The 19139-nt window shown below is 39.6% G+C and carries 19 protein-coding genes and 1 pseudogene; 8 read left to right on the forward strand and 12 right to left on the reverse strand.

The window, feature by feature from the left end; genetic code table 11:
* Nucleotides 1-13 precede the first annotated feature (13 nt).
* From Q0976_RS05380 to Q0976_RS05400, 5 genes are all read right to left on the reverse strand, one after another.
* Nucleotides 14-502, reverse strand: a complete 489-nt coding sequence (locus tag Q0976_RS05380) for a CvpA family protein (protein ID WP_299491810.1) — start codon at nucleotides 500-502, stop codon at nucleotides 14-16.
* A 130-nt stretch (nucleotides 503-632) separates the two neighbouring features.
* Nucleotides 633-1193 (reverse strand): SPOR domain-containing protein, encoded by a 561-nt coding sequence (locus tag Q0976_RS05385; protein ID WP_299491812.1) that lies wholly within the window; start codon nucleotides 1191-1193, stop codon nucleotides 633-635.
* Nucleotides 1186-2511, reverse strand: coding sequence for a bifunctional tetrahydrofolate synthase/dihydrofolate synthase (folC, locus tag Q0976_RS05390; protein ID WP_299491814.1), 1326 nt, complete (start codon nucleotides 2509-2511; stop codon nucleotides 1186-1188). Before folC ends, Q0976_RS05385 begins: the two co-directional genes overlap by 8 nt.
* A gap of 20 nt (nucleotides 2512-2531) precedes the next feature.
* Nucleotides 2532-3317 (reverse strand): tRNA pseudouridine(38-40) synthase TruA, encoded by a 786-nt coding sequence (gene truA, locus Q0976_RS05395; protein ID WP_299491816.1) that lies wholly within the window; start codon nucleotides 3315-3317, stop codon nucleotides 2532-2534.
* Between the two features lie 426 nt (nucleotides 3318-3743).
* Nucleotides 3744-4160 carry a hypothetical protein gene (locus tag Q0976_RS05400; protein WP_299491818.1) on the reverse strand — a complete coding sequence of 139 codons (417 nt, stop codon included), beginning with the start codon at nucleotides 4158-4160 and terminating at the stop codon, nucleotides 3744-3746.
* A gap of 175 nt (nucleotides 4161-4335) precedes the next feature.
* On the opposite strand from Q0976_RS05400, the pseudogene Q0976_RS05405 reads away from it, so the two are divergent.
* Nucleotides 4336-5291 (forward strand): annotated as a pseudogene (locus Q0976_RS05405) (IS30 family transposase).
* 30 nt (nucleotides 5292-5321) lie between these two features.
* Here the strand turns inward: Q0976_RS05405 and Q0976_RS05410 are convergent.
* From Q0976_RS05410 to Q0976_RS05425, 4 genes are all read right to left on the reverse strand, one after another.
* The gene (locus Q0976_RS05410; RefSeq protein WP_299491820.1) at nucleotides 5322-5558 is read right to left on the reverse strand and encodes a hypothetical protein; all 237 of its coding nucleotides are present in this window, start codon (nucleotides 5556-5558) and stop codon (nucleotides 5322-5324) included.
* Nucleotides 5559-5935: 377 nt separating this feature from the next.
* Nucleotides 5936-6679: a hypothetical protein gene (locus Q0976_RS05415; protein WP_299491822.1), complete on the reverse strand. Its 744-nt coding sequence runs from the start codon at nucleotides 6677-6679 to the stop codon at nucleotides 5936-5938.
* 131 nt (nucleotides 6680-6810) lie between these two features.
* Nucleotides 6811-7353 (reverse strand): hypothetical protein, encoded by a 543-nt coding sequence (locus Q0976_RS05420; protein ID WP_299491824.1) that lies wholly within the window; start codon nucleotides 7351-7353, stop codon nucleotides 6811-6813.
* Nucleotides 7354-7446: 93 nt separating this feature from the next.
* A complete protein-coding gene (locus Q0976_RS05425; RefSeq protein ID WP_299491826.1) occupies nucleotides 7447-8100 on the reverse strand; it encodes a nucleotidyltransferase domain-containing protein in 654 nt (217 codons plus the stop codon).
* Nucleotides 8101-8495: 395 nt separating this feature from the next.
* Here Q0976_RS05425 and Q0976_RS05430 point away from each other — a divergent pair, with 395 nt between their 5' ends.
* The 3 genes from Q0976_RS05430 (at nucleotide 8496) to Q0976_RS05440 (ending at nucleotide 9988) form a co-directional block, all read left to right on the forward strand.
* Nucleotides 8496-8687 (forward strand): phage integrase N-terminal SAM-like domain-containing protein, encoded by a 192-nt coding sequence (locus Q0976_RS05430; protein ID WP_299491828.1) that lies wholly within the window; start codon nucleotides 8496-8498, stop codon nucleotides 8685-8687.
* A 50-nt stretch (nucleotides 8688-8737) separates the two neighbouring features.
* Entirely contained in the window at nucleotides 8738-9472 is a 735-nt protein-coding gene (locus Q0976_RS05435; protein WP_299491878.1) for an integron integrase, read from the forward strand.
* Between the two features lie 357 nt (nucleotides 9473-9829).
* Complete coding sequence (locus tag Q0976_RS05440) at nucleotides 9830-9988, forward strand: hypothetical protein (protein ID WP_299491830.1); 159 nt, start codon at nucleotides 9830-9832, stop codon at nucleotides 9986-9988.
* A 160-nt stretch (nucleotides 9989-10148) separates the two neighbouring features.
* Here the strand turns inward: Q0976_RS05440 and Q0976_RS05445 are convergent, their stop codons facing one another.
* A complete protein-coding gene (locus Q0976_RS05445) occupies nucleotides 10149-11036 on the reverse strand; it encodes a LysR family transcriptional regulator (protein ID WP_299491832.1) in 888 nt (295 codons plus the stop codon).
* Between the two features lie 112 nt (nucleotides 11037-11148).
* Here Q0976_RS05445 and Q0976_RS05450 point away from each other — a divergent pair, with 112 nt between their 5' ends.
* Complete coding sequence (locus tag Q0976_RS05450; protein ID WP_299491834.1) at nucleotides 11149-12003, forward strand: SDR family oxidoreductase; 855 nt, start codon at nucleotides 11149-11151, stop codon at nucleotides 12001-12003.
* 203 nt (nucleotides 12004-12206) lie between these two features.
* Here Q0976_RS05450 and Q0976_RS05455 read toward each other — a convergent pair whose 3' ends face one another.
* Both Q0976_RS05455 and Q0976_RS05460 read right to left on the reverse strand, forming a co-directional pair.
* Entirely contained in the window at nucleotides 12207-12674 is a 468-nt protein-coding gene (locus Q0976_RS05455) for a GNAT family N-acetyltransferase (protein WP_299491836.1), read from the reverse strand.
* Nucleotides 12675-12884: 210 nt separating this feature from the next.
* On the reverse strand, nucleotides 12885-13217 hold the full coding sequence (locus tag Q0976_RS05460; RefSeq protein ID WP_299491838.1) for a hypothetical protein: 333 nt from the start codon (nucleotides 13215-13217) through the stop codon (nucleotides 12885-12887).
* A gap of 1405 nt (nucleotides 13218-14622) precedes the next feature.
* Between Q0976_RS05460 and Q0976_RS05465 the strand changes: the two genes are divergently transcribed.
* The 3 genes from Q0976_RS05465 (at nucleotide 14623) to Q0976_RS05475 (ending at nucleotide 18965) form a co-directional block, all read left to right on the forward strand.
* The gene (locus tag Q0976_RS05465; RefSeq protein ID WP_299491840.1) at nucleotides 14623-15345 is read left to right on the forward strand and encodes a hypothetical protein; all 723 of its coding nucleotides are present in this window, start codon (nucleotides 14623-14625) and stop codon (nucleotides 15343-15345) included.
* A gap of 101 nt (nucleotides 15346-15446) precedes the next feature.
* Nucleotides 15447-17294 carry a hypothetical protein gene (locus Q0976_RS05470; protein WP_299491842.1) on the forward strand — a complete coding sequence of 616 codons (1848 nt, stop codon included), beginning with the start codon at nucleotides 15447-15449 and terminating at the stop codon, nucleotides 17292-17294.
* A gap of 120 nt (nucleotides 17295-17414) precedes the next feature.
* A complete protein-coding gene (locus tag Q0976_RS05475) occupies nucleotides 17415-18965 on the forward strand; it encodes a hypothetical protein (RefSeq protein ID WP_299491844.1) in 1551 nt (516 codons plus the stop codon).
* Nucleotides 18966-19139: the final 174 nt, after the last annotated feature.

Below are 19139 nucleotides of genomic sequence, written 5' to 3' on the forward strand. Positions count from 1 at the left end.
CATCAAAGGCATGTTATATTTTGGGTACAAAGCTTGAGGTATTTTCCAAATAATTAAAAAACCATTGGATCACCACCCCAAATTCAGGCACAAGCTGTGAGTCTTGCCACCAAGTAGTTTTGGGGGCGCCTGTAAAAGCGTCCATGAAAAATAATAACGCACTCACAATTAACGCGCCTCTGAGCGCACCAAAGCAGAGTCCAAGTACCCTATCTGTACCCGTTAGGCCTGTTTTTTCAACAAGTTGACCTAACAAATAATTAACTAAAGCACCCAGAATAAGCGTAGAAACAAATAAAATAGCAATGGCTGCACCATTGCGCACTATGTCATCTTGTATCGCAGTAAGATGAACCGCGAGCTTGAGATAAAATGTACTAGCAACAAAAAATGCGACCATCCAAACCACTAAAGACATTGCTTCTTTTGCGAAGCCGCGCATCAAACTAATCAATGTCGACATGCCAATAATGACGATTATAGCGTAATCAATCCAAACCATGGAAAAGTGTATCCAGCATTAAGGGTTAAAACGGCGTGATTTTACCAGAGAAGAGGATAATCCACACCTTAAACAAGATAAGTAAATTTATCATTCTCTGTTTTCACCACAGAACAACCTATCGATTCAATTACGACTCAATAGGATTATAAGGCTCAATTCTACCTTTCAATTGAGTCAATTTCTCAATATCAGACTGTAAATTAAGTAGCTTATCTTTAGACACATCAGGACCAACAAACACTTTTGTGAGCTTGCCGTCAATCGGCTTCGATGGCAATGTGTAGGCATTAAATCCTTGCTTTTGTAGGCGTTCAACAAGCGCTATCACGTTTTTAGCATTATTAAAACTGCCTAAACGTAATGTCCAAGCACTATTGGACAAAGGGGATTTATCGGGCTTAACGTGTGACTGAGTCCCTCTTGTTTTTGCGACTTTGACCTCTTCCTTTTTCTGCTCGACAGTGGGAGCAGCCTCAGCTTTCGCCATTTTTTTATCCAGATCGGTGCTCACCACATCATAAGCTTGATTGGGCAAACGAGTTTCATTGATTACAGGCTTAAGTGGAATTTCGGTAAATATTTCTTCTTGGCGTTGTTTTTTACCATTGAGTAAATCTGGTAAAAAAAGCACCCCAAGCGCAACGATAACCACCACACCCACTAAACGATTCTGAAAGCGATTAGACACTGTCATTTCCTTTTATTAACGTTTTAATCCCTGCCACAGTATAAAAAGATCCAAAAACAATCACAATATCATCTTCTTGAAGCTCTTCTTGTAATTGTGCCCAGCCTAAAGCTAAGGACTCAAAAACCTGTACTGTTTCTCCTTGTGGTAAACATGCCGCTAAATCAGCCCCCCTAGCCCCTCGAGGAACGGCTAAATCACAACAATACCAGCGCGCAATATGAGGCGTAAAAAGCGCTAAAACTTGAGCAATTTCTTTATCTTTTAACATGCCACATAACGCCAATAAACGAGTGGGATTTTTCGCTAATAAGCGAGATAAAAGATAACGAGCAGCATGAGGATTGTGAGCCACATCCAGTAAAATGGTGGGTGCCTCAGACACACACTCTAAACGACCACTTAAACGCGTTTGTGAAATAGCCTGTTTGATATGCTCCAATGAGATAGAAGGACAAATATGCTCTAATGCTGCAATCGCCGTCGCTGCATTAGGCAAAGGCAATTGGGGTAAGGGAAGATCCGATAAATGAAATAGCTGACCTTGAAAAGTCCAATGTGTCTGAGTGATTTGATACGAAAAGTGAGGACCCACAGCACACATTTGTGCGCCAACGGCGTTTACGGTTTCAATTAACGTCGATGGCCTATCAGGCTCACCAATAATCACCGGCTTACCTTTACGACAAATCCCCGCTTTTTCCACAGCCACTTGCTCCCGAGTATCACCCAAATACTCTTGATGATCCAGATCGATAGAAGTGATCACGGCCACATCGGCATCAACCACATTCGTCGCATCCAATCGCCCACCTAAACCCACTTCTAATAAAATAACATCCAACTGAGCCGCTTTAAACAAGTATAGGCCAGTCAAAGTGGCATATTCGAAAAAGGTCAAAGACGTCTCACCCCGACCCAGTTCAATGGCTTCAAAGGCAGCCACTAAATCACTGTCTTTTGCATCTTCACCGTTAACCCTTACTCTTTCATTGTAATGAAGTAAATGCGGAGAACTGTATACACCGACTGATAACCCTTCTAACGTTAATGCAGCTTCAATTAAGGCACAGGTACTGCCTTTACCATTCGTCCCCGCAACCGTGATCACTTGAGTCTGTGAAAAATCCAGCAACCCCATTTTTTCAGCAACCCATGATACGCGGGCGAGTCCCATATCGATTTCACTCGGATGAATGGCTAATAAATAATCTATCCACGCAGTTAATGATGCGTTTTTTCTCGGCGCCAATTTGTGCGTTTGTATGGGTACATTAATCTGCTCATTAACATCTTTTTTTGTAGGCTCAACAGACATAGACAGTGTCTCTCTCAAAATTAATCCAACATAAATAATGGGCCTAAAGATAGTTTAGGCAACACATGGGGCTCAGGATAAGTCACATCAACAAGGTACAAGCCATTAGGTTTTGCCGTTGGTGCAGCCGCTTTACGGTTTTTCCCCTCCAGCAGCTGTGCCAGCCAATCAATCGGTTGACGACCCATGCCCACTTCAAGCAAGGAGCCGACAATATTGCGCACCATATGATGTAAAAATGCGTTAGCAGAAATATCAACACAAATATACATGCCTTGGCGAGTCACATTAATTTCATGCATTAACCTAACAGGGGTTTTAGACTGACAATGAAGCGCTCGAAAACTGGTAAAGTCATGTTCACCAATCAAATACTGCGCAGCTTGATGCATTTTTGTCTCATCAATATCGCCCATATAATGACTCACACCCGCGCGTAAAATACCCGGTCTAAGGTTATGGTTATAAATCATATAACGATAACGCCGCGCTGTGGCACTGAAACGCGCATGAAAATCTTCATCCACCGCTTGCACCCATCTTACTGCGATATCATCGGGTAAATTGACGTTCACCCCTAAGGTCCAAGCCGTGTCTTTACGGATAGCATTCGTATCAAAATGGACCACCTGCCCTGTCGCATGCACCCCCGTATCGGTGCGGCCCGCACATTGAACCGTTATGGCTTCATTGGCCACTTTAGACAAGGCTTTTTCAAGTTGCGCTTGTACAGAATCCACCTCGAGTTGACGCTGCCAACCACAATACTTACTTCCATCATACTCAATACCTAACGCGAACCGCATTCCATACCTCAAAATTTACACAAACCAGACCTCTTTAATCGGCGGATTTTATCACAATATACCGCTGAAACTCAGTAAAAAATCGTCATCAAAGATTGTGGTTATAACAAGGTTAACGTGACGTCATAAAAGACAATAATAAAAGTGACTAAGAAGCAGACTTTCTAACAGAAATGAATAAGAAGATGACTAAAAAGCCTCAAAAAGACAGGATCAACGACACAGACCGTCCTAATAATGGGCTAAAAATTGTTTGCTAAAATGTTGAGAAACGAAAACAGAAAACTGTTTTGTTACGATTAATATTGAATATTTCATCAGTGCAGTAAACCTCTATATACGTATAACGCCGCCATAATCGGCAGCCGGAACGCAGCGTTGGCTGTCCGGTGCCGATAGACGCGAAAGTTAATGGGCTTGTTAGATTTATTCACAGCCCAAGCCCAGTTTTTTAATAAGTGCCCACCCACAGTAGGTAAGCAGTACATACCCATAGCCGTAAGCCAAAGCAAAACCCCAGAGTATTGCGATAGAGGCAATAGCCTGCAGAAAGCTGTCTGGAGAGCCACTAATAAATGGCACGATTATTAGTAGTGGCAAGAACAACAAAGGCGCAAGCCACATTGCCTTTTTAATTTCAGTGTCTGAGCGTAATTTAGACCACGCAAACGCAAAGGCGACAAACAGGGCATAAGGAATACCCGCAAATACAAGTGAGAATACAGTAAAGAAAACTAGCTCGTTCTCTACCCCAAACTCAGTTGTAAACGCTAAAGCCGCTGCAATTCCTCCGAAAAGATAAGGGGAAAAAAGCGCTATACGAAAATATCTTCCAAAGCTCATAGAAACCTAACGCCCTATTAAGGGGCAAATTGTAGTTGGCTAAAATGTGTAACGGAGCGGAACCAGCCAACTGTTATTTCTTAGATTGCCATAATAACCGACACACTTTGGTCTAGAGAAGAGAGTGAGTTGCCTATAAGCTTCAATCTCTCACAACATCAGCCAAGGTCATCCAATGAAAACCCAGTATAAGCAACTCACTTTAAAAGAACGATACCAGATTAAAACGCTAAGTAAACAACATTTCAGTGCTAGAAGTATTGCTAACCAATTGAATCGTAGTAACAAAACCATATCAAATGAGCTCACACGCTGTGAGCAAGGTCATTATTGTGGTGATACGGCTCATGCTCAAGCGATGGTGAATCGTCAATGGGCTTTTAAAAGTAAAAAAGTTACTAACGAAATATGTGAATTAATCGACTCCTTACTGAATATCGGTTTAAGCCCTGAGCAAATATCAGGTCGAATGAAACAAGAAAAAAAGGTTACCGCAGTCTCAACGAACACACTATATAGATTGATAAAATCGCTCAATAAAGCCACAAAGCTGCCTCGTAAAGGTCTGCCTTATAAAAGCGGTAAAAAATCCGATGCTGGTGCCAAACTCATTCCTAATAGAATCGATATTAGTGAGCGCCCAGCTATTGTCGAGGAAAAAATAGAGATAGGACATTGGGAAGGTGACACGGTATATGGACAAGATGGCTACCTAGTGACACTCGTCGAACGAGTAACTAAATGCCTCGTGACAAAACGCGTGAAAAACAAGTCAAAAAAACGGTGACGAAAACCATAAAAATGATGATGAAGCCGTTTAAGTCTATTTGCAAAACAATCACTTTTGACAATGGTGGTGAGTTTGCAGGCCATGAAGCAATAGCAAAATCACTCAAATGTGATGTTTACTTTGCTAAACCTTATCGCTCCTGCCAAAGGGGTTTAAACGAGAATACCAACGGTTTATTAAGACCTTTTTTTCCTAAAGGAATGAAAATAGGTTCACTTAATGAGCAGGTAATACGAGAGGCTGAATTTTTAATTAACATGAGGCCAAGAAAGGCGTTAAACTTTCTGAGTCCTTATGAATTTTTAACAGGTAAATGTGTGTCGCTTATTGCTGAGGTCTAGGTTTGTCTCACTTGCACAGCTTGTTATATTTTAATTATTTGAATACGCAATGAGTGCAATTATTAAGATGTAAAAGCTTACACCTAGGATAATAATTGAAGTCACTTTTCTCGATTTTACACCTTTAAAAGTAGCGAAATCCTTAAACTCCATATTATAGCGACCAAGTGTTAATACCTTTAAAATAAAACACCCGGTCGAGTAAAACAAAAAACCTAAGGCAGTATCAATTAAAAGCCAAACAAATATATCCGTAACAATACTCATACTTTACTCCTTAAAATATAACTGCTTATCATTTTTTAAACACATCACTAAGCTAGAGTACACAGCTAACCCATTGTTGTACAATCATTATAAATTAACTCTCTTCAACAACAAACAACCCCCTTACTAACAAGAAACCAAGAAAACATGCAACAGTGTTTACGAGGCCCAACTCTCTCTTTTTAATCGCCATCACATTAATTCTGGGTGTCCGAATTAGTTATTCTTATAAACGTCCTCAATCGAGGTAGGTTTTTTAGCACCTGGGGAGCCACATGATGCTATCAATGTCGTAACGAATTGTGGTATCAGTTTTAAAAGATTGTTTTTCATATTCTCTAGATATATTCCTAAGCTCAAATAAGAATTTTAACGCCTCAAGAAGGGGCGCCGAGCTTTTCGGCGTCCCGCTTGCTTGATTTGTTAGGCTTTGAACTTGAATATTGTGACAGCAACGCAGGAAGTGTACTTGCCTCCAGCAGTAGCTTAGGCAATATGCCAAAAAATATATGCGAGGCTTCAAAATACTCCTCAATAGTTTCCTTAGCTGACTTTATACCTACTTTATCTATTAGCTCATACTGTAGCATTGCGTCAGAATCTCGATGTGCAATAGTGTTATTTCTTATTTCAGTGAGTATCTTTTGGGTTCTCTTCTGAGCTTTGGATATACCCCGAACGGCCTGAATCATAGAGCTCTTCAAGTCATCACTGATTCTAGCTTCTTCATATATCTCCTTCATGACTTTGCCAGATGCAACTTTGCTCATATCTCGTTCATGAATGATAAGTAGCATAACCCTAACTGAAAGGTTTCTTTTCCAAGGATCCGGATGGGTGAAGGCATCGATCTTTATCGCCTGTAAATCACGCTCAGCTAGCAAGAAAAACAAAGCTATATTAAATATCTTTTTCGATGCCCTAAATTCAGAATTTTGAAGCTTTCGATACTCTCTGATAGTTGTTTCGAAGGTCCTGGTCAGAGCCTTTTTTCGCTTTCTTTCACTCCACTTTAAAGTGAGCCGAAGCTTAAGTAAAAATATTCGTTCTATATAAGGCCTAAAAAGACGTATCGTTTTTATAGCAACCCATCTATTTATCACCTCTTGTGGCTGATCCAATAATCTCCTTTTACCTTTATTCTTCATCCTGAGCTTTGTTCTGATGCGGTGGAGCCTAACGCCTTTGGAAGGGGCTGCGTTGTGGCGAAGCCACGCTTTTAGCAGTCCCGCTTGCCAAACTTGTTACATGTTTATGCGCTACCGTATAGAGCTTCATTACGAGCCTCCCAGTAAGCGCTAAGACTAAATTGGGTTTTGATTATGAGTTCAATTATTTTTTGCAAAGATTCCTTTGTGAACTGAACATATTCTTGCTGCATGCCTGACTTGGACATTTTTAGCCTAACATAGGTATAACCTTCCTCGTCAGTTGATTCCCAATTTGCATGGACAACAAGATTTCTAAGCCTTCCCGACTCTTTCAAGTCGTTTATTAGTTGATCATACCCCTCTATGGGCTGAGCAAGGCATATATGAAAATCATCACTGAACCGCTTTAGAAGATCGACCTTTGCGGCATAGTTCATTTTATTTAAAACAATCAGACCTGTGGAATCTGTCCGGTCGGTGAAGTTTTCACAAAGAATAGAATCTAGCCAGCTTTCTAAGGAGTTAAAGTACATGACTATTAGCCCAATAGACGGAAGGGCATCATCTAGATATTCCTCTGCTTTATCCTCATCCACTACATCGTGAGATAGGTGCTGAACAAATTCCTTTAGCTTCGTTTTCATATCCGTACTTTATTCTTGGGTGACATGTAACGCTTTGCACAGCGGCGCGAGGGACGAGCGTCCGGCCCCGCAGGGGCATACTGCTGCAACTTGTTAGGCATTTGCAAAGCACTCGTAATGCTTTATATTAGAATCTCTCTCTAGGATCATGTTTCTAATATGAACCGGAAACTTAGCTAGTGTATTGCAATATGACTGCCAAAAAACACCTTTTTTATCAGATGGATTCTCCGGCACACCATTATTAACGATATCGATAGCTTGCTCATCAGTTATCACTGTTGATTTTGACATAACCTCAGTGACGGAGTTTATTAAACAGTTACCATTTTCAACCAGTTTTACAAACGGATTCATAGTAAGGCATATTACGGGAAACTGAACCCACCGTAAAATTTCAATCCGTCCATCCCTACTCTTAATAAAACGACTTACATCCAATTCATACATACCGATTTCAGCTGAGAAATCTCTAGGTGGGGCATAACCCAGCACCTCTTTTCTCCATTCTATATATTCATCCCTATGGTCGTGAACTTTAAACTCTTGTGTACGATTCACTTTCACACATAAATCTATATCACCAAAGCTCGTTTCATTTCTAGCCATACTCCCAACTAGCGCAGCTTCTTCAACACGATAGTACCTAGAATAATTTTTATTCCAGAATTCTAACCTCTCCATAAGTGCTTCAAGCTTTTTTAATGCCACTTCTTTCTTGAGTTTGGATTTATATTTTGTTGGCAAAACAACCCCCTGTTTAGATGCCTAACAGCTTATTCAACAGCAGCAGGATAATCTTCCAGACTGCTTACTATTTTTAGGCTAGAGTACACTGCTAACCCATTGTAGTACAATCATTAACAATCAAAAATCAACTATTTATTAACAAGAAACCAAGAAAAAAACATGCAGCAGTGTTTACGAGGTCCGCATATCACTTTTTAACATATAATTAAAAGTTAAATCATATCAATTGATTGTGTAATATTTCTACTTTATACTTAATATTATCGCTGCATCGAATATTGCGATCCCTATGATAATGACCTTATGATAAATGAGTCATGCATCTTTTTTCTTGCAAAATATTCAAAACCAGCTATACCTGTATATAAACACAGTTGTATATTGGTGGTCACATGAGCCAGTTACAGTATTTAGAAGCGATACGAACGGAAATAAGAATACGTCATTACAGCTATCAAACGGAAAAATCCTATCTCTATTGGAATCGATATTTTATTCGTTATTCAACGATCCGCCATGGCTCAGAAATTACCAGCGCATTAATAGAGCGGTTTCTTTGTTATTTAGCTAAGCATGTTATTTAGCTAAGCAACGTCAGGTTTCCGCAAATACGCAAAAGCAAGCCTTATGCGCCATTGTATTTGCATGTCGATATGTATTAAAAATAGATACTGAACACTTAATCTTTCCTTATGCAAAAGCGCCAAAAAAGTTACCACAAGTATTATCAAGTGAAGAAGCAAAGTTGATAATCAATCAATTACCCAATTATCATCACCTGATTGGGGCAATTCTTTTCGGCTCAGGACTACGATTAAAAGAAGCATTATGGATCCGAATAAAAGACATCGATTTCAAAGAAAAGTCGATTTTTGTGTATCAAGGAAAAGGCCAAAAAGACCGTATCTGCATGTTACCTCAAACAATAATATCTCAATTAAACGTCCAAATAACACACGTTAAAGCAATTCATGATCATGATCTCGCAGCAGGATTTGGGCTAGCATCATTACCCATTTCACTTATGCGCAAATATCAAAATAGTGCCGCACAGTTTCATTGGCAATACCTTTTTCCTGCGAGTCGCCGCTGTGTACACCCTAGTGATCATTATATTTGTCGTCATCACATACATCCCACCGCATTTTCACGTGAATTAAGACAAGCAACAAAACGAGCTCAGATCAATAAACGTGTCACAGCACATACTTTCCGTCATTCGTTCGCGACATGTTTATTACGCAAAGGCTATGATATCCGTACAATTCAAGAAATGTTAGGTCACACTGATGTTAAGACAACACAAATATACACCCATGTCATTGGTGGGCATTATAGCGGTGTGATCAGTCCACTTGATCATCAATAAATATGTCCATCGTTCATATTGACCTTACTTGGTTTATTCGTTAATCAACAAGATCACTTAACCTTCATTCAAAGACGCTCGTTATTCGACATAAAATCCCAATAGAAACTAAAAACCCAACTGGAAGAAACACCGTTTGTAATTATTCTGTTGATTTTAATTTTCGCTTTTAAACCTCAGTGTAGAAGCATTTGTGGCCTTCGGCTTCAAGGCGAAGGCCATAAATATGGCTTTAATGAGCGACAAATAGGGTGAATATGGTCACGCCATGAGTCAATGAACGGGAAACAGGGATGTTGAGCTGGCTTTTATATACGGATATATTTTATTTAGCTGGCCTTTAGACAAGGATGTCATTTGAAGTCGCAGAGCGGCCAGAGTCAAAATTGTTCCCAACAATTTAAGACATTCCCTGCTATCCATGCAGGTCAGATGGCTTTACAGCGTCTCGCAGAGGCATCTGCACAAAAACCTGCGGCAGCAATTTACTTAAATAAACCCAATCAGTCCAAATAAGATAACTTTAAACAAATGAAGTTATTGATTACACCCCTGTGTGAGTGGGCACTCACGATCTTCCATCAAGCGAAGCTTAATATTCAAGATCCTAGTGTGGATAGGCATCCACGACCTCCCCCCCCCCCCGCTGGAAGCGATATCGTAACAGATCCAATGTTTAATCAAATATTTTTGCCTCTAATAAGAAATCAACCACCGTTCGAGTTCTTAATGGCAGTTGACGCCGAGAAGGATAAACCAATGAGAATAATATTTTTTCACTGTCCAAAGCTGGCATGACTCTGACTAACTTACCTTGATTAATTTCTTGTCGTACCGTAGTTGGTAACATAATGCCAATACCTAATCCATTCAATACCATTTGTTGCACCATTAAAGGAGAATTGCATCGAAAAGATTGCGTTGGTTTTATTTCAATTGTTTTACTTTTATATCGTAAATATTGAACAGAGGTTTGAGTCATTATCACCCAAGGAAGCTGCTCAACTTTATTGATTGATTTTGGCACGCCATAGCGCTGCAAAAACTGAGGACTGGCAAATAACCCAAATCTTTCTTCATGCATTACACGAGCGATAAGTGATTCATCTTTGGGAATACCAATTCGAATCGCTAAATCTATCTGCTCTTTAATTAAATCAACTCTAGCATCATCAAGAATAAAATCTAACGCGATATCTGGGGATCTATTTTGGAAATCAGCTAGAACAGGCAACACATACTTATGCGCAATATCATGATTCATCGTCATAACGACACGACCGCTAGGCCTCGACGGTATGGTAACGGCTTCGACTCCTTTAAGAATATCATCCAATTTAATCGCTTGTTGATACACTTTTTGCCCTTCAGAGGTCACTGTCAGTTGTCGAGTAGTGCGCTGTAATAACCTTACCCCTAATGCTGCTTCGAGTTGAGCGACCTGCTCACTAATTCGAGACCGACTGCTGCTGAGCTTACGCGCTGCTTCAGCAAAGCTGCCACACTCAACAACCCAGGCAAAAATGGCTAACAATCGTAACTGATTATGATTAATTGTACTCATTATCCGAACCTTTTATTCTGATTAGCAGTCCTTATCAATACAGTTATTATGCATCATACTGCACTGGCATTCCAAATGACCACACACTTACTTTCTTTTAAGGAAAAATATTATGATCGCAATCACAGGGGCCAATGGCCAACTAGGTCAATTAGTTATCCATAGTTTATTAGCAAAAACAGATGCCAAAAACATCGTCGCTTTAGTGCGAAACCTCAAAACCTCTCAGCCATTGCAACAACTTGGCGTCGAGGTTAGACACGCTGATTACAATCAACCCGAAACATTAAAAACGGCATTAAATGGTGTCGATAAATTGCTATTCATTTCCGGCAGTGACATTGGCCGTCGTATCCAACAACATAAAGCAGTCATTGAGGCGGCCAAAGAGGCCAATGTCAGCCTATTGGCCTACACCAGTATTTTAAAGGCCGACACATCTCCGATGACACTCGCTGTTGAACACAAGCAAACAGAAGCCTTAATAAAAGAGTCAACACTACCTGCCACTATTTTACGTAATGGCTGGTATACAGAAAACTATACCCAAAATATTCAAAGGGTATTAACAACAGGAGAAGTCACTGGCGCCGTTCAAGCTGGTAAGCTTTATACAGCCGCTCGAAAAGATTATGCCGAAGCAGCAGCGGTAGTACTTACCTCCAAAGATCATGCTGGCAAGGTATATGAATTAAGTGGCGATACGGGATTTACATTAACAGAATATGCAGCGGAAATATCAAAGCAAACAAGTAAGAATATTCCTTATCAAAATTTAAGTGAAGAAGCACTTGCTAAACAGCTAACTCAAATAGGGTTACCTGAAGGTTTTGCCAATATATTAGCCGATTCAGAGGTACATGCTGCCAATGGTTGGTTGGCTGAAAAGAGTAACACTCTCAGTCACCTCATTGGCCGAGCTACAACGCCACTATCAAAAAGTATCACCGAGGCCCTTAACTCATAAGCTATGGATGCTTCGCTTCTTATGGTTTGCTCTGAGAATGAAGTGCTAGAAAGTGGCGAGTATGTGATGACATCGAAATAAGGGCATATAACTAACTCAATTTATGTCGATTCAAGCTAACAATCAACGAGTTTCTACTCCAAGGTATTCGCTCGCTTCAGATTGCAATAAAATACTGATCCTTATTCGACTCAATGATCAAATCAGCGCTTCTCACCCAGTGCATATGACATAAATTGACTATATGGATCCAATTTATAATCAGAAAAAGGATCGCAATACTGAAAACCAAATTTCTCATAGAGGTGGCGAGCGGGTTTGAAAAAAGGTTGTGAACCCGTTTCTAAGCTAATCTTGGTATACCCTCTATCGGCAGAAACCTTTAAAATATGCTTTAAAATACGTGTGCCAACACCCGATTTTCGAGCATGATTAGACGTTCGCATCGATTTTAGCTCAGCATGTTTTGCATTTAGCTCCTTAATTGCTGCGCAACCTAATAACTCATTATTTTCCCAGCAACTGAAAAATGTTATCTCTGGTGTTGTTAACGCGTTGACATCTAACGCATGCACGCTTTCTGAAGGCGATGTTGCATACATATCTTCCAAGTGCTCCCGCAATAATTGAACAACAGCACCGTTATTCAAATCATCTATTTTGATTTCCATCGCGTCGATTATCTCCTAGTGTCCCGCCAAGGTTATCAAACCGAAGGCAAGCATTATTCATGCGTACCCAATGGCATATTCATGTTAAAAGTACAACCAATATTGCTTTAGGATATGAATGAGTAGATCTAACATAGGTCATGCCAGTTATACTCATCCAATTATACTCATCCAATTATACTCATCCAATGAAAGGCACAGTGTTTGCCTCTACTTTAACCAAACCTGCTCTATCAGTGGATAGCCACTGGTTCCACCGTTAGAACACCCAGTTAATGCCAGATCAACATTTTTTCCTGAAGCATAAGCCGTTAATAATGCAGAATATTGCCTTTTTCCCACGTCAGTATCGGCATTCACTAACATCAAAAAATTAGTACTACTGCACTCTTTTGGGTTCTCAGCACCTGGCATAGTAATATACACCTTAGCCTCAGAATAAACGCGTATACTGCCGATTTTATTGGCTCCAGACCAACCATCGTAAGCAAAGACTCCCCAAGAAATCATACTGATCAGGAGAGTTAATAATATTTTCATCATTCTTGGCCCTTTTTATTTTTAATTTATATTTTGCACATAGATAATATTACCTATTGAAAGTCAAGGCATTATAATCAACAATAACTAAATATCAATATACTAACAAACTCAATATCTCCAATAAGCATAAGCGCTATAAAAATAGTGTCATAACACTAAACAACAGTCCGTCTCTATCTTAAATTAATCGCGTCAGGTTTAGGCTAAAAAAACACTAGGTATTCTTTTTTAACTTCTCATGTATTATGAAACAAAGAACATTAATTTATTCTTTATTCGCGCATTACCGATCTGATCCACTCTCTTAAAAGGACTTTATTTTCACTTTTCACTTTTCACTTTTTAAAGAAATAACTTTGGCATTTTTATAGTCATATTGACTCTTATTCCAGATTAAATACCTAACCTTTTATAGTGAATATTCGCGCTTGCCACATCAGAGCATCATTCGATTACAAAAATAAAACATCGCTCATTATGCAGGCATTATTTTAATCAAGTATACCAACCTAAACTGGCCTTAACTCACTAATAAATATTTAAATGGTGACTTTCGACATGAGCAGAATAACTTTTCTGACAAAACAACCACCTGTTATTCAACTAAGACCTGAGCAATATAGGTTGCTCTGATCACGATATATTGCCTATCAATGACCTACCCATTAGCAGCCCCCCATCCGACTAACATATAAATAATAATTTTACAACATATTGACTATTGAAGTTACTGAATAATAACTATAGGTTATTGCCTGTTGTTAATACATTAAAAATAAACGGCAAGGAAGAATGGAATGATACTTAAATTAAATCAACAACCTGCACTAGGACGGTGTGGTAATTTGAAGAGTGAAATACACTATTTTCTTACCCAAATTTTAATATTTCACCGCTCCATACCTTAGATAATATAATCAATATTGATAAACGACAACGCCAATAAACCGTGTTATGACCTGAGCTAAACAAGGACACACAAAAGGATAAAACCCATCCAAACGGTATTATCCAATATTTGCCCCTGATATCTCATATCGGTTATAGCAATGAAAGTTGCGTTTTTCAATGATATCCCCCTCAGTAAGGCCCTTATTTGCCTTCAATTTAAAAGTTTCTCAAAAACACGTTTTAGCCCTAGACAAGGAAAAGTCAGGCTTTATTGACATATACATCTTTGATTACTGACAAGTCTGATTTCCAGACATATTCAGCCGATTGAGGATGTTTAAGTTAATTTTATGGATCTTAGGTAGTCATAATATGCAATGTATATGACTGTAAATACCAACAAATTAGCGTACTTGGCTACGGCTACATTGATGGTTATCCATAGTTAATATCGGTATTAGTCCTTTCTAGTTCAATAATTAAATTTTTATTCTTTAGCTGTAAGGAGATAGTAATGAAGAAAGTTGTAGTGGGTCTTTTTGGTGGTTTTGCTCTGCTTGTGATGACTGTTGCCACCTTTTATAACGATAACAAAGAGCCAGAGTCAAGTCTCGTTAATAAAAATGACACTGAGCAGCAAATATCATTAAGTCAAACAAACGATCTACCTGAGTGGGATAAGCGATCGACTGAAATCTTAACTGACAGTGTTCGCTCCGATAATCGCCGTAATATAAAAGAGACGCTCAAAGAAAAAAGCCAGTCACAAATAATCAGTGCGCTATCTGGGCTTAGTAGTGAAATAGGAAGCTTGTTTCTAGAACTTGATGGAGTGAAGGCTGTAGATACCTTAGATCATCAAGGCTTAAAAACACTCAATGAACAGCTCAGCCAATTTTATATTGATCACGATATTATCAACATGATCAACAAGGGCAGCCTTGACGGGGATGATCGACAAGCTGTTTCTCTATTATTCGCCTACACCACCAAACTCAGGGAATCAATATCGGAACAAAATATTGCAGTATTAAGATCGAAAGTCGATCAGCTTCAAGAAGAGATTAACAGTGGCGAGCTACCCCTCCCGCAACCCTTGTCCTTTGCTCAGCGACAGGCCATAGAACAACAAGCAGCAGAAAATTACCAAAAACGTCAGTTGGAACGAGATGCCAAAAGGAAAAAAGAAGATGAACAACTGGCGAAGGAGGAAATAGCCTTTTTAAGTGGTAAGTAATTTTTGTATCGAGGCTTAACAGTGCTGGATACAGAAAGAGTATGTTTGGCAAATGTGCCGCCAAACATTTTTTTAGGATGTAATTATAAAGGAATATAGACATGAGTTTTAATTTCAAAAAATTGCTACTAGTGAGTGTTATCTCAGTAGCGGGAGGACAGGTGCTTGCAACACCTGTCATTAATCCAGATTATGATAGTGATGTTAACGTACCGAGTAGTCATGTGGATAGTACTCGATGGTTTCACGGTGAAAGCAGTACTGATATTTATATTACGCCACCTGAAAAAGGTGAAGTCGCACTGACAAACTATGCCCCTCAAAATCAAAGTTATTGTACTGATTTGGCCATTGTTAGAGCCAGTGAACAAAATGCAAACACCACACTTGTTCTGTTAACTGAGCAGTTACTTGCAACTATTGTTGATTATGGGGTGTTTGAATTTGAGTTAGACACTAGTGGTCGCCCAGTCATTATCGATGATCTACCCGTCTTTCGTCTTGATGAAAATGGTCAAAAAATTCCAACGGCGTTTAAGGTTGAAATGGATACCGCTGGAACACAGGTTTCTAATACCAAGGCGCTTATGGATACCGCTGAAACAGCCATGAAAGCGGCAGAAACTGACGAGCGAGAAGCCGGATATGCCAAAGATGATGCTAAAGACGCATTTTATGACTGTCGAGAAGATGCAGAGTTTGAAGAAGAAGATTGGCGTGAGTATTGTTCTTTCGAGTATGAGGAATACCAACTCTCAAAAGATAATTATACTATTGCAAAAAACCTCTTGCGAGATGCTCAAGACATTTTTTACGATGCAAAATATGAGTATGATAAAGCAGACGATATTTTAGATAGCCTTGAAGACGAGCTAGCCGAAAACTCAGAGCGGATCAATGATATGAGAAGCTTAGTATCCACTGAAAAAGTCTTTCTTGCAGGCATGTATAAAGAGATCGCAGGCATCTATGGCGGTCAGCTTAATATGGAATACCAAACGCTTTGGGGTGATGAGGTCGCAGCCTTTGCAGCGATTAATCCCAATAAAAATATCCGCCGTGTCGCTGTCTATAATCCAGTTATATCCATTGGCGTACCACCAGAAATTTTGGTCAATAATCCTGGGCTTGGTGCCGCACCAGGGCTTGCTTGGACCTATTTAAATATTGGTGGTATTGGTGCCAGCCACGATTTTGAAGATATGCCTGATGGTTCAGGTGAAGGTCTTGAAGATAATATTCTGAATGGTTGGTCAGACAGTTTTACCGGCCAGGTGGGTCTGTTGTTAAGCTCCTCTTGCACAATGATAGAAGGCACTGATGGTTTACCTCAAGATGAAAAGTTCGCCATTTATTCCAATAATTTTAGTGAGTATTTAGCGCCATCAATTGCCTATTCATTTGATGTCAGAGCCAATGTTTCTTATGACGCTACCTATAACCGCAGTGAGTTTTTAAGAGTGGTTAAAAAAGTGACTAAATCGCGTGGTTTCTTTAGCAGTAGTAGCAAAAATGAAACAACAAAAGAGTTTGAAGATAGTCAGGCATTTGAAATGACCTTTACCGCAGATGCGGCTAATGACAAACTCAGCGATGATGACAAACAAGCACTCAAAGATGTTGTTCGTGCTCAGTTGCTTCAAGATGTACTTGATGCAGTAGGTCGTCGAGGTATGGTAGAAGATCCTAACCTAGACTATGTACCTGTGCCTGAATCTTATACCGATCAGCTTTCCAGTAAGCTTACACGCTCTTGCCTATTCGGTTGGGGCTATCAGTGCTGGGGTGGATGGTTTTTCTATGGCATTGGATCGATTTGGGGTGGTAGTTCTACCGCAATGACATCGTATGAGCAAAGTAACGACTATGAATCGAGTGAAAGTGTCACCGATTATTTCTTTATTAACTATGACTATTCCATTAACTTTCCTCCTCGAGGAAGTGAATAGTTTCTAAATAGAATAAAAGAGAGCTAGGTTCACTAGGTCTCTTTTAATTGTCTTTAGAAAACAGATAGTAACGTATAAAAACAAACAATTGATACCTAAAAATAGATTGGTGGTTTGAATATGGAAGTTGAAGCTAAAAAATTCGCGCTCAGAAGATGTTTTTCCCTTCTTCTCTTTGGAATGCTGAGTATTTTGGGCGCCAGTAACACCTATAGTGTACCAAGAGTAAATACAACACCCAATGAGGCTTACGTAGGCTATGAGTTAATGAGTCGTACAGTATTAAACGATGAAAGAGCCTGTGAAACCATTAATCAGGCAAAGCTTGACTTACAATACTCGATTATACTCGATGAAGTATACAGTCAGCAGCGAGAACAGAAACAACTGAGTTTTGACCGAGAAACAGCGCAGTTACAGTTGAAACAAAATCAGCTAGTCACGTTGACTAATAGTAGGCTTGAACGAATACAAGCCCTTTTATTAGCTAACGAACACCTTGAGCGATTGCAAGAAGAGACACAGCAAGCAAAACAGCTTTATCGTGAATGTACTCAGGAAGACTGCAGTGCTGAGTATGAACACTATAAAGACCTTCGCTCAATAGAAAGGGAATATGAACAGAGTACTGTTAACCCATTAGAAACAGCCATCGCTGATCTTGACACGGATATTTATTTACTAGAAGGTGACATTGAAGACCTTGAAGAGGAAGTGGCTGATCTAGCCCACTTTTTATCTCAAGCTGACGCAGCGGCTGCTGATCTTAGCGAAAAACAGGTATTGTATGCGGCCACATTTGAGTCAACAGGTGAGTTGACTCAGTTAAAAGGATATGGCGATATCGAAGCGTTTGATTTTATAAGCGGTGCCAGACTGTTATTACATCGAGAGCGAGTATATAGTCCGACTAACGGAGTGCCCATTGGAATTGTAAGCAAGCTTGAAACACTAACGACGCTATTAATAGGTAATGTCATGCCAGCTGGCACTTTTGAGTGGCCTTTAACAAACGATACCAGCAATATAGCCACTGAACTACACGCTTTGCTTAATCAAAGCTTTAATGCTGGCCTGTATATTGATGCACATTATACTTGCGGTATTTCACCTGAAGAAGATGTTGAAACAGTTCTTCCTACCTTCTCACTCATGCTCAATGTAGCGCAAGACATGACATTATTGAATCAATATCGCATTCATATTGATCCCAAGCTTGCTGTTGATGAGCTTGCAGCCTTAATCAATGGTGTGCCTTATATCTCTACAGCCAGCCTAGCAGAGTTTTCCTTCTCAGAGTCAGCATTTTGGGTTGAAGAGATCACAGTGTTTGATGAAACTGAGGCCAACTTTATCCCCCAAAGATTAGCCCTTGATTTTCTTCATACCTTACTCAATCAATTTGCCGTTCCAGCTCCCGATCTCGAAAGTATTCACTGCACTTCACAGGTGACGACTTCTGGATGTCAGTTAGCGGGCTGGTGGTTAAACGGACTCGGTGCTGACGCATTACCGAATGTCGCAATTACACCTTACTCTATTGAACTCAGCGATAATATCAAATTGAGTGAGCATATTTTTCTTTCGATGACTAAAGATGCAGCGCTTCCTGAGGTGTGTTCTGAGAATGAAGTATTAGAAAATGGCGAGTGTGTGATAACATCGAAATAAGGGCCTGGCTCAATTTATGTCGATTTAATACCAATCTAAGTAACCTGAACTCGGGATAATGAGTGTCTACTTTAAATAATATTATATTAAAAATCAATAAATTAAATTGATTTCTTGTTTTTATTTATGTCATTTATTGCTAAAGGCCAATATTTTTGTCGATATCAAGGCGGG

The organism is uncultured Shewanella sp. (genome assembly GCF_947501665.1).
GTDB lineage: Bacteria > Pseudomonadota > Gammaproteobacteria > Enterobacterales > Shewanellaceae > Shewanella.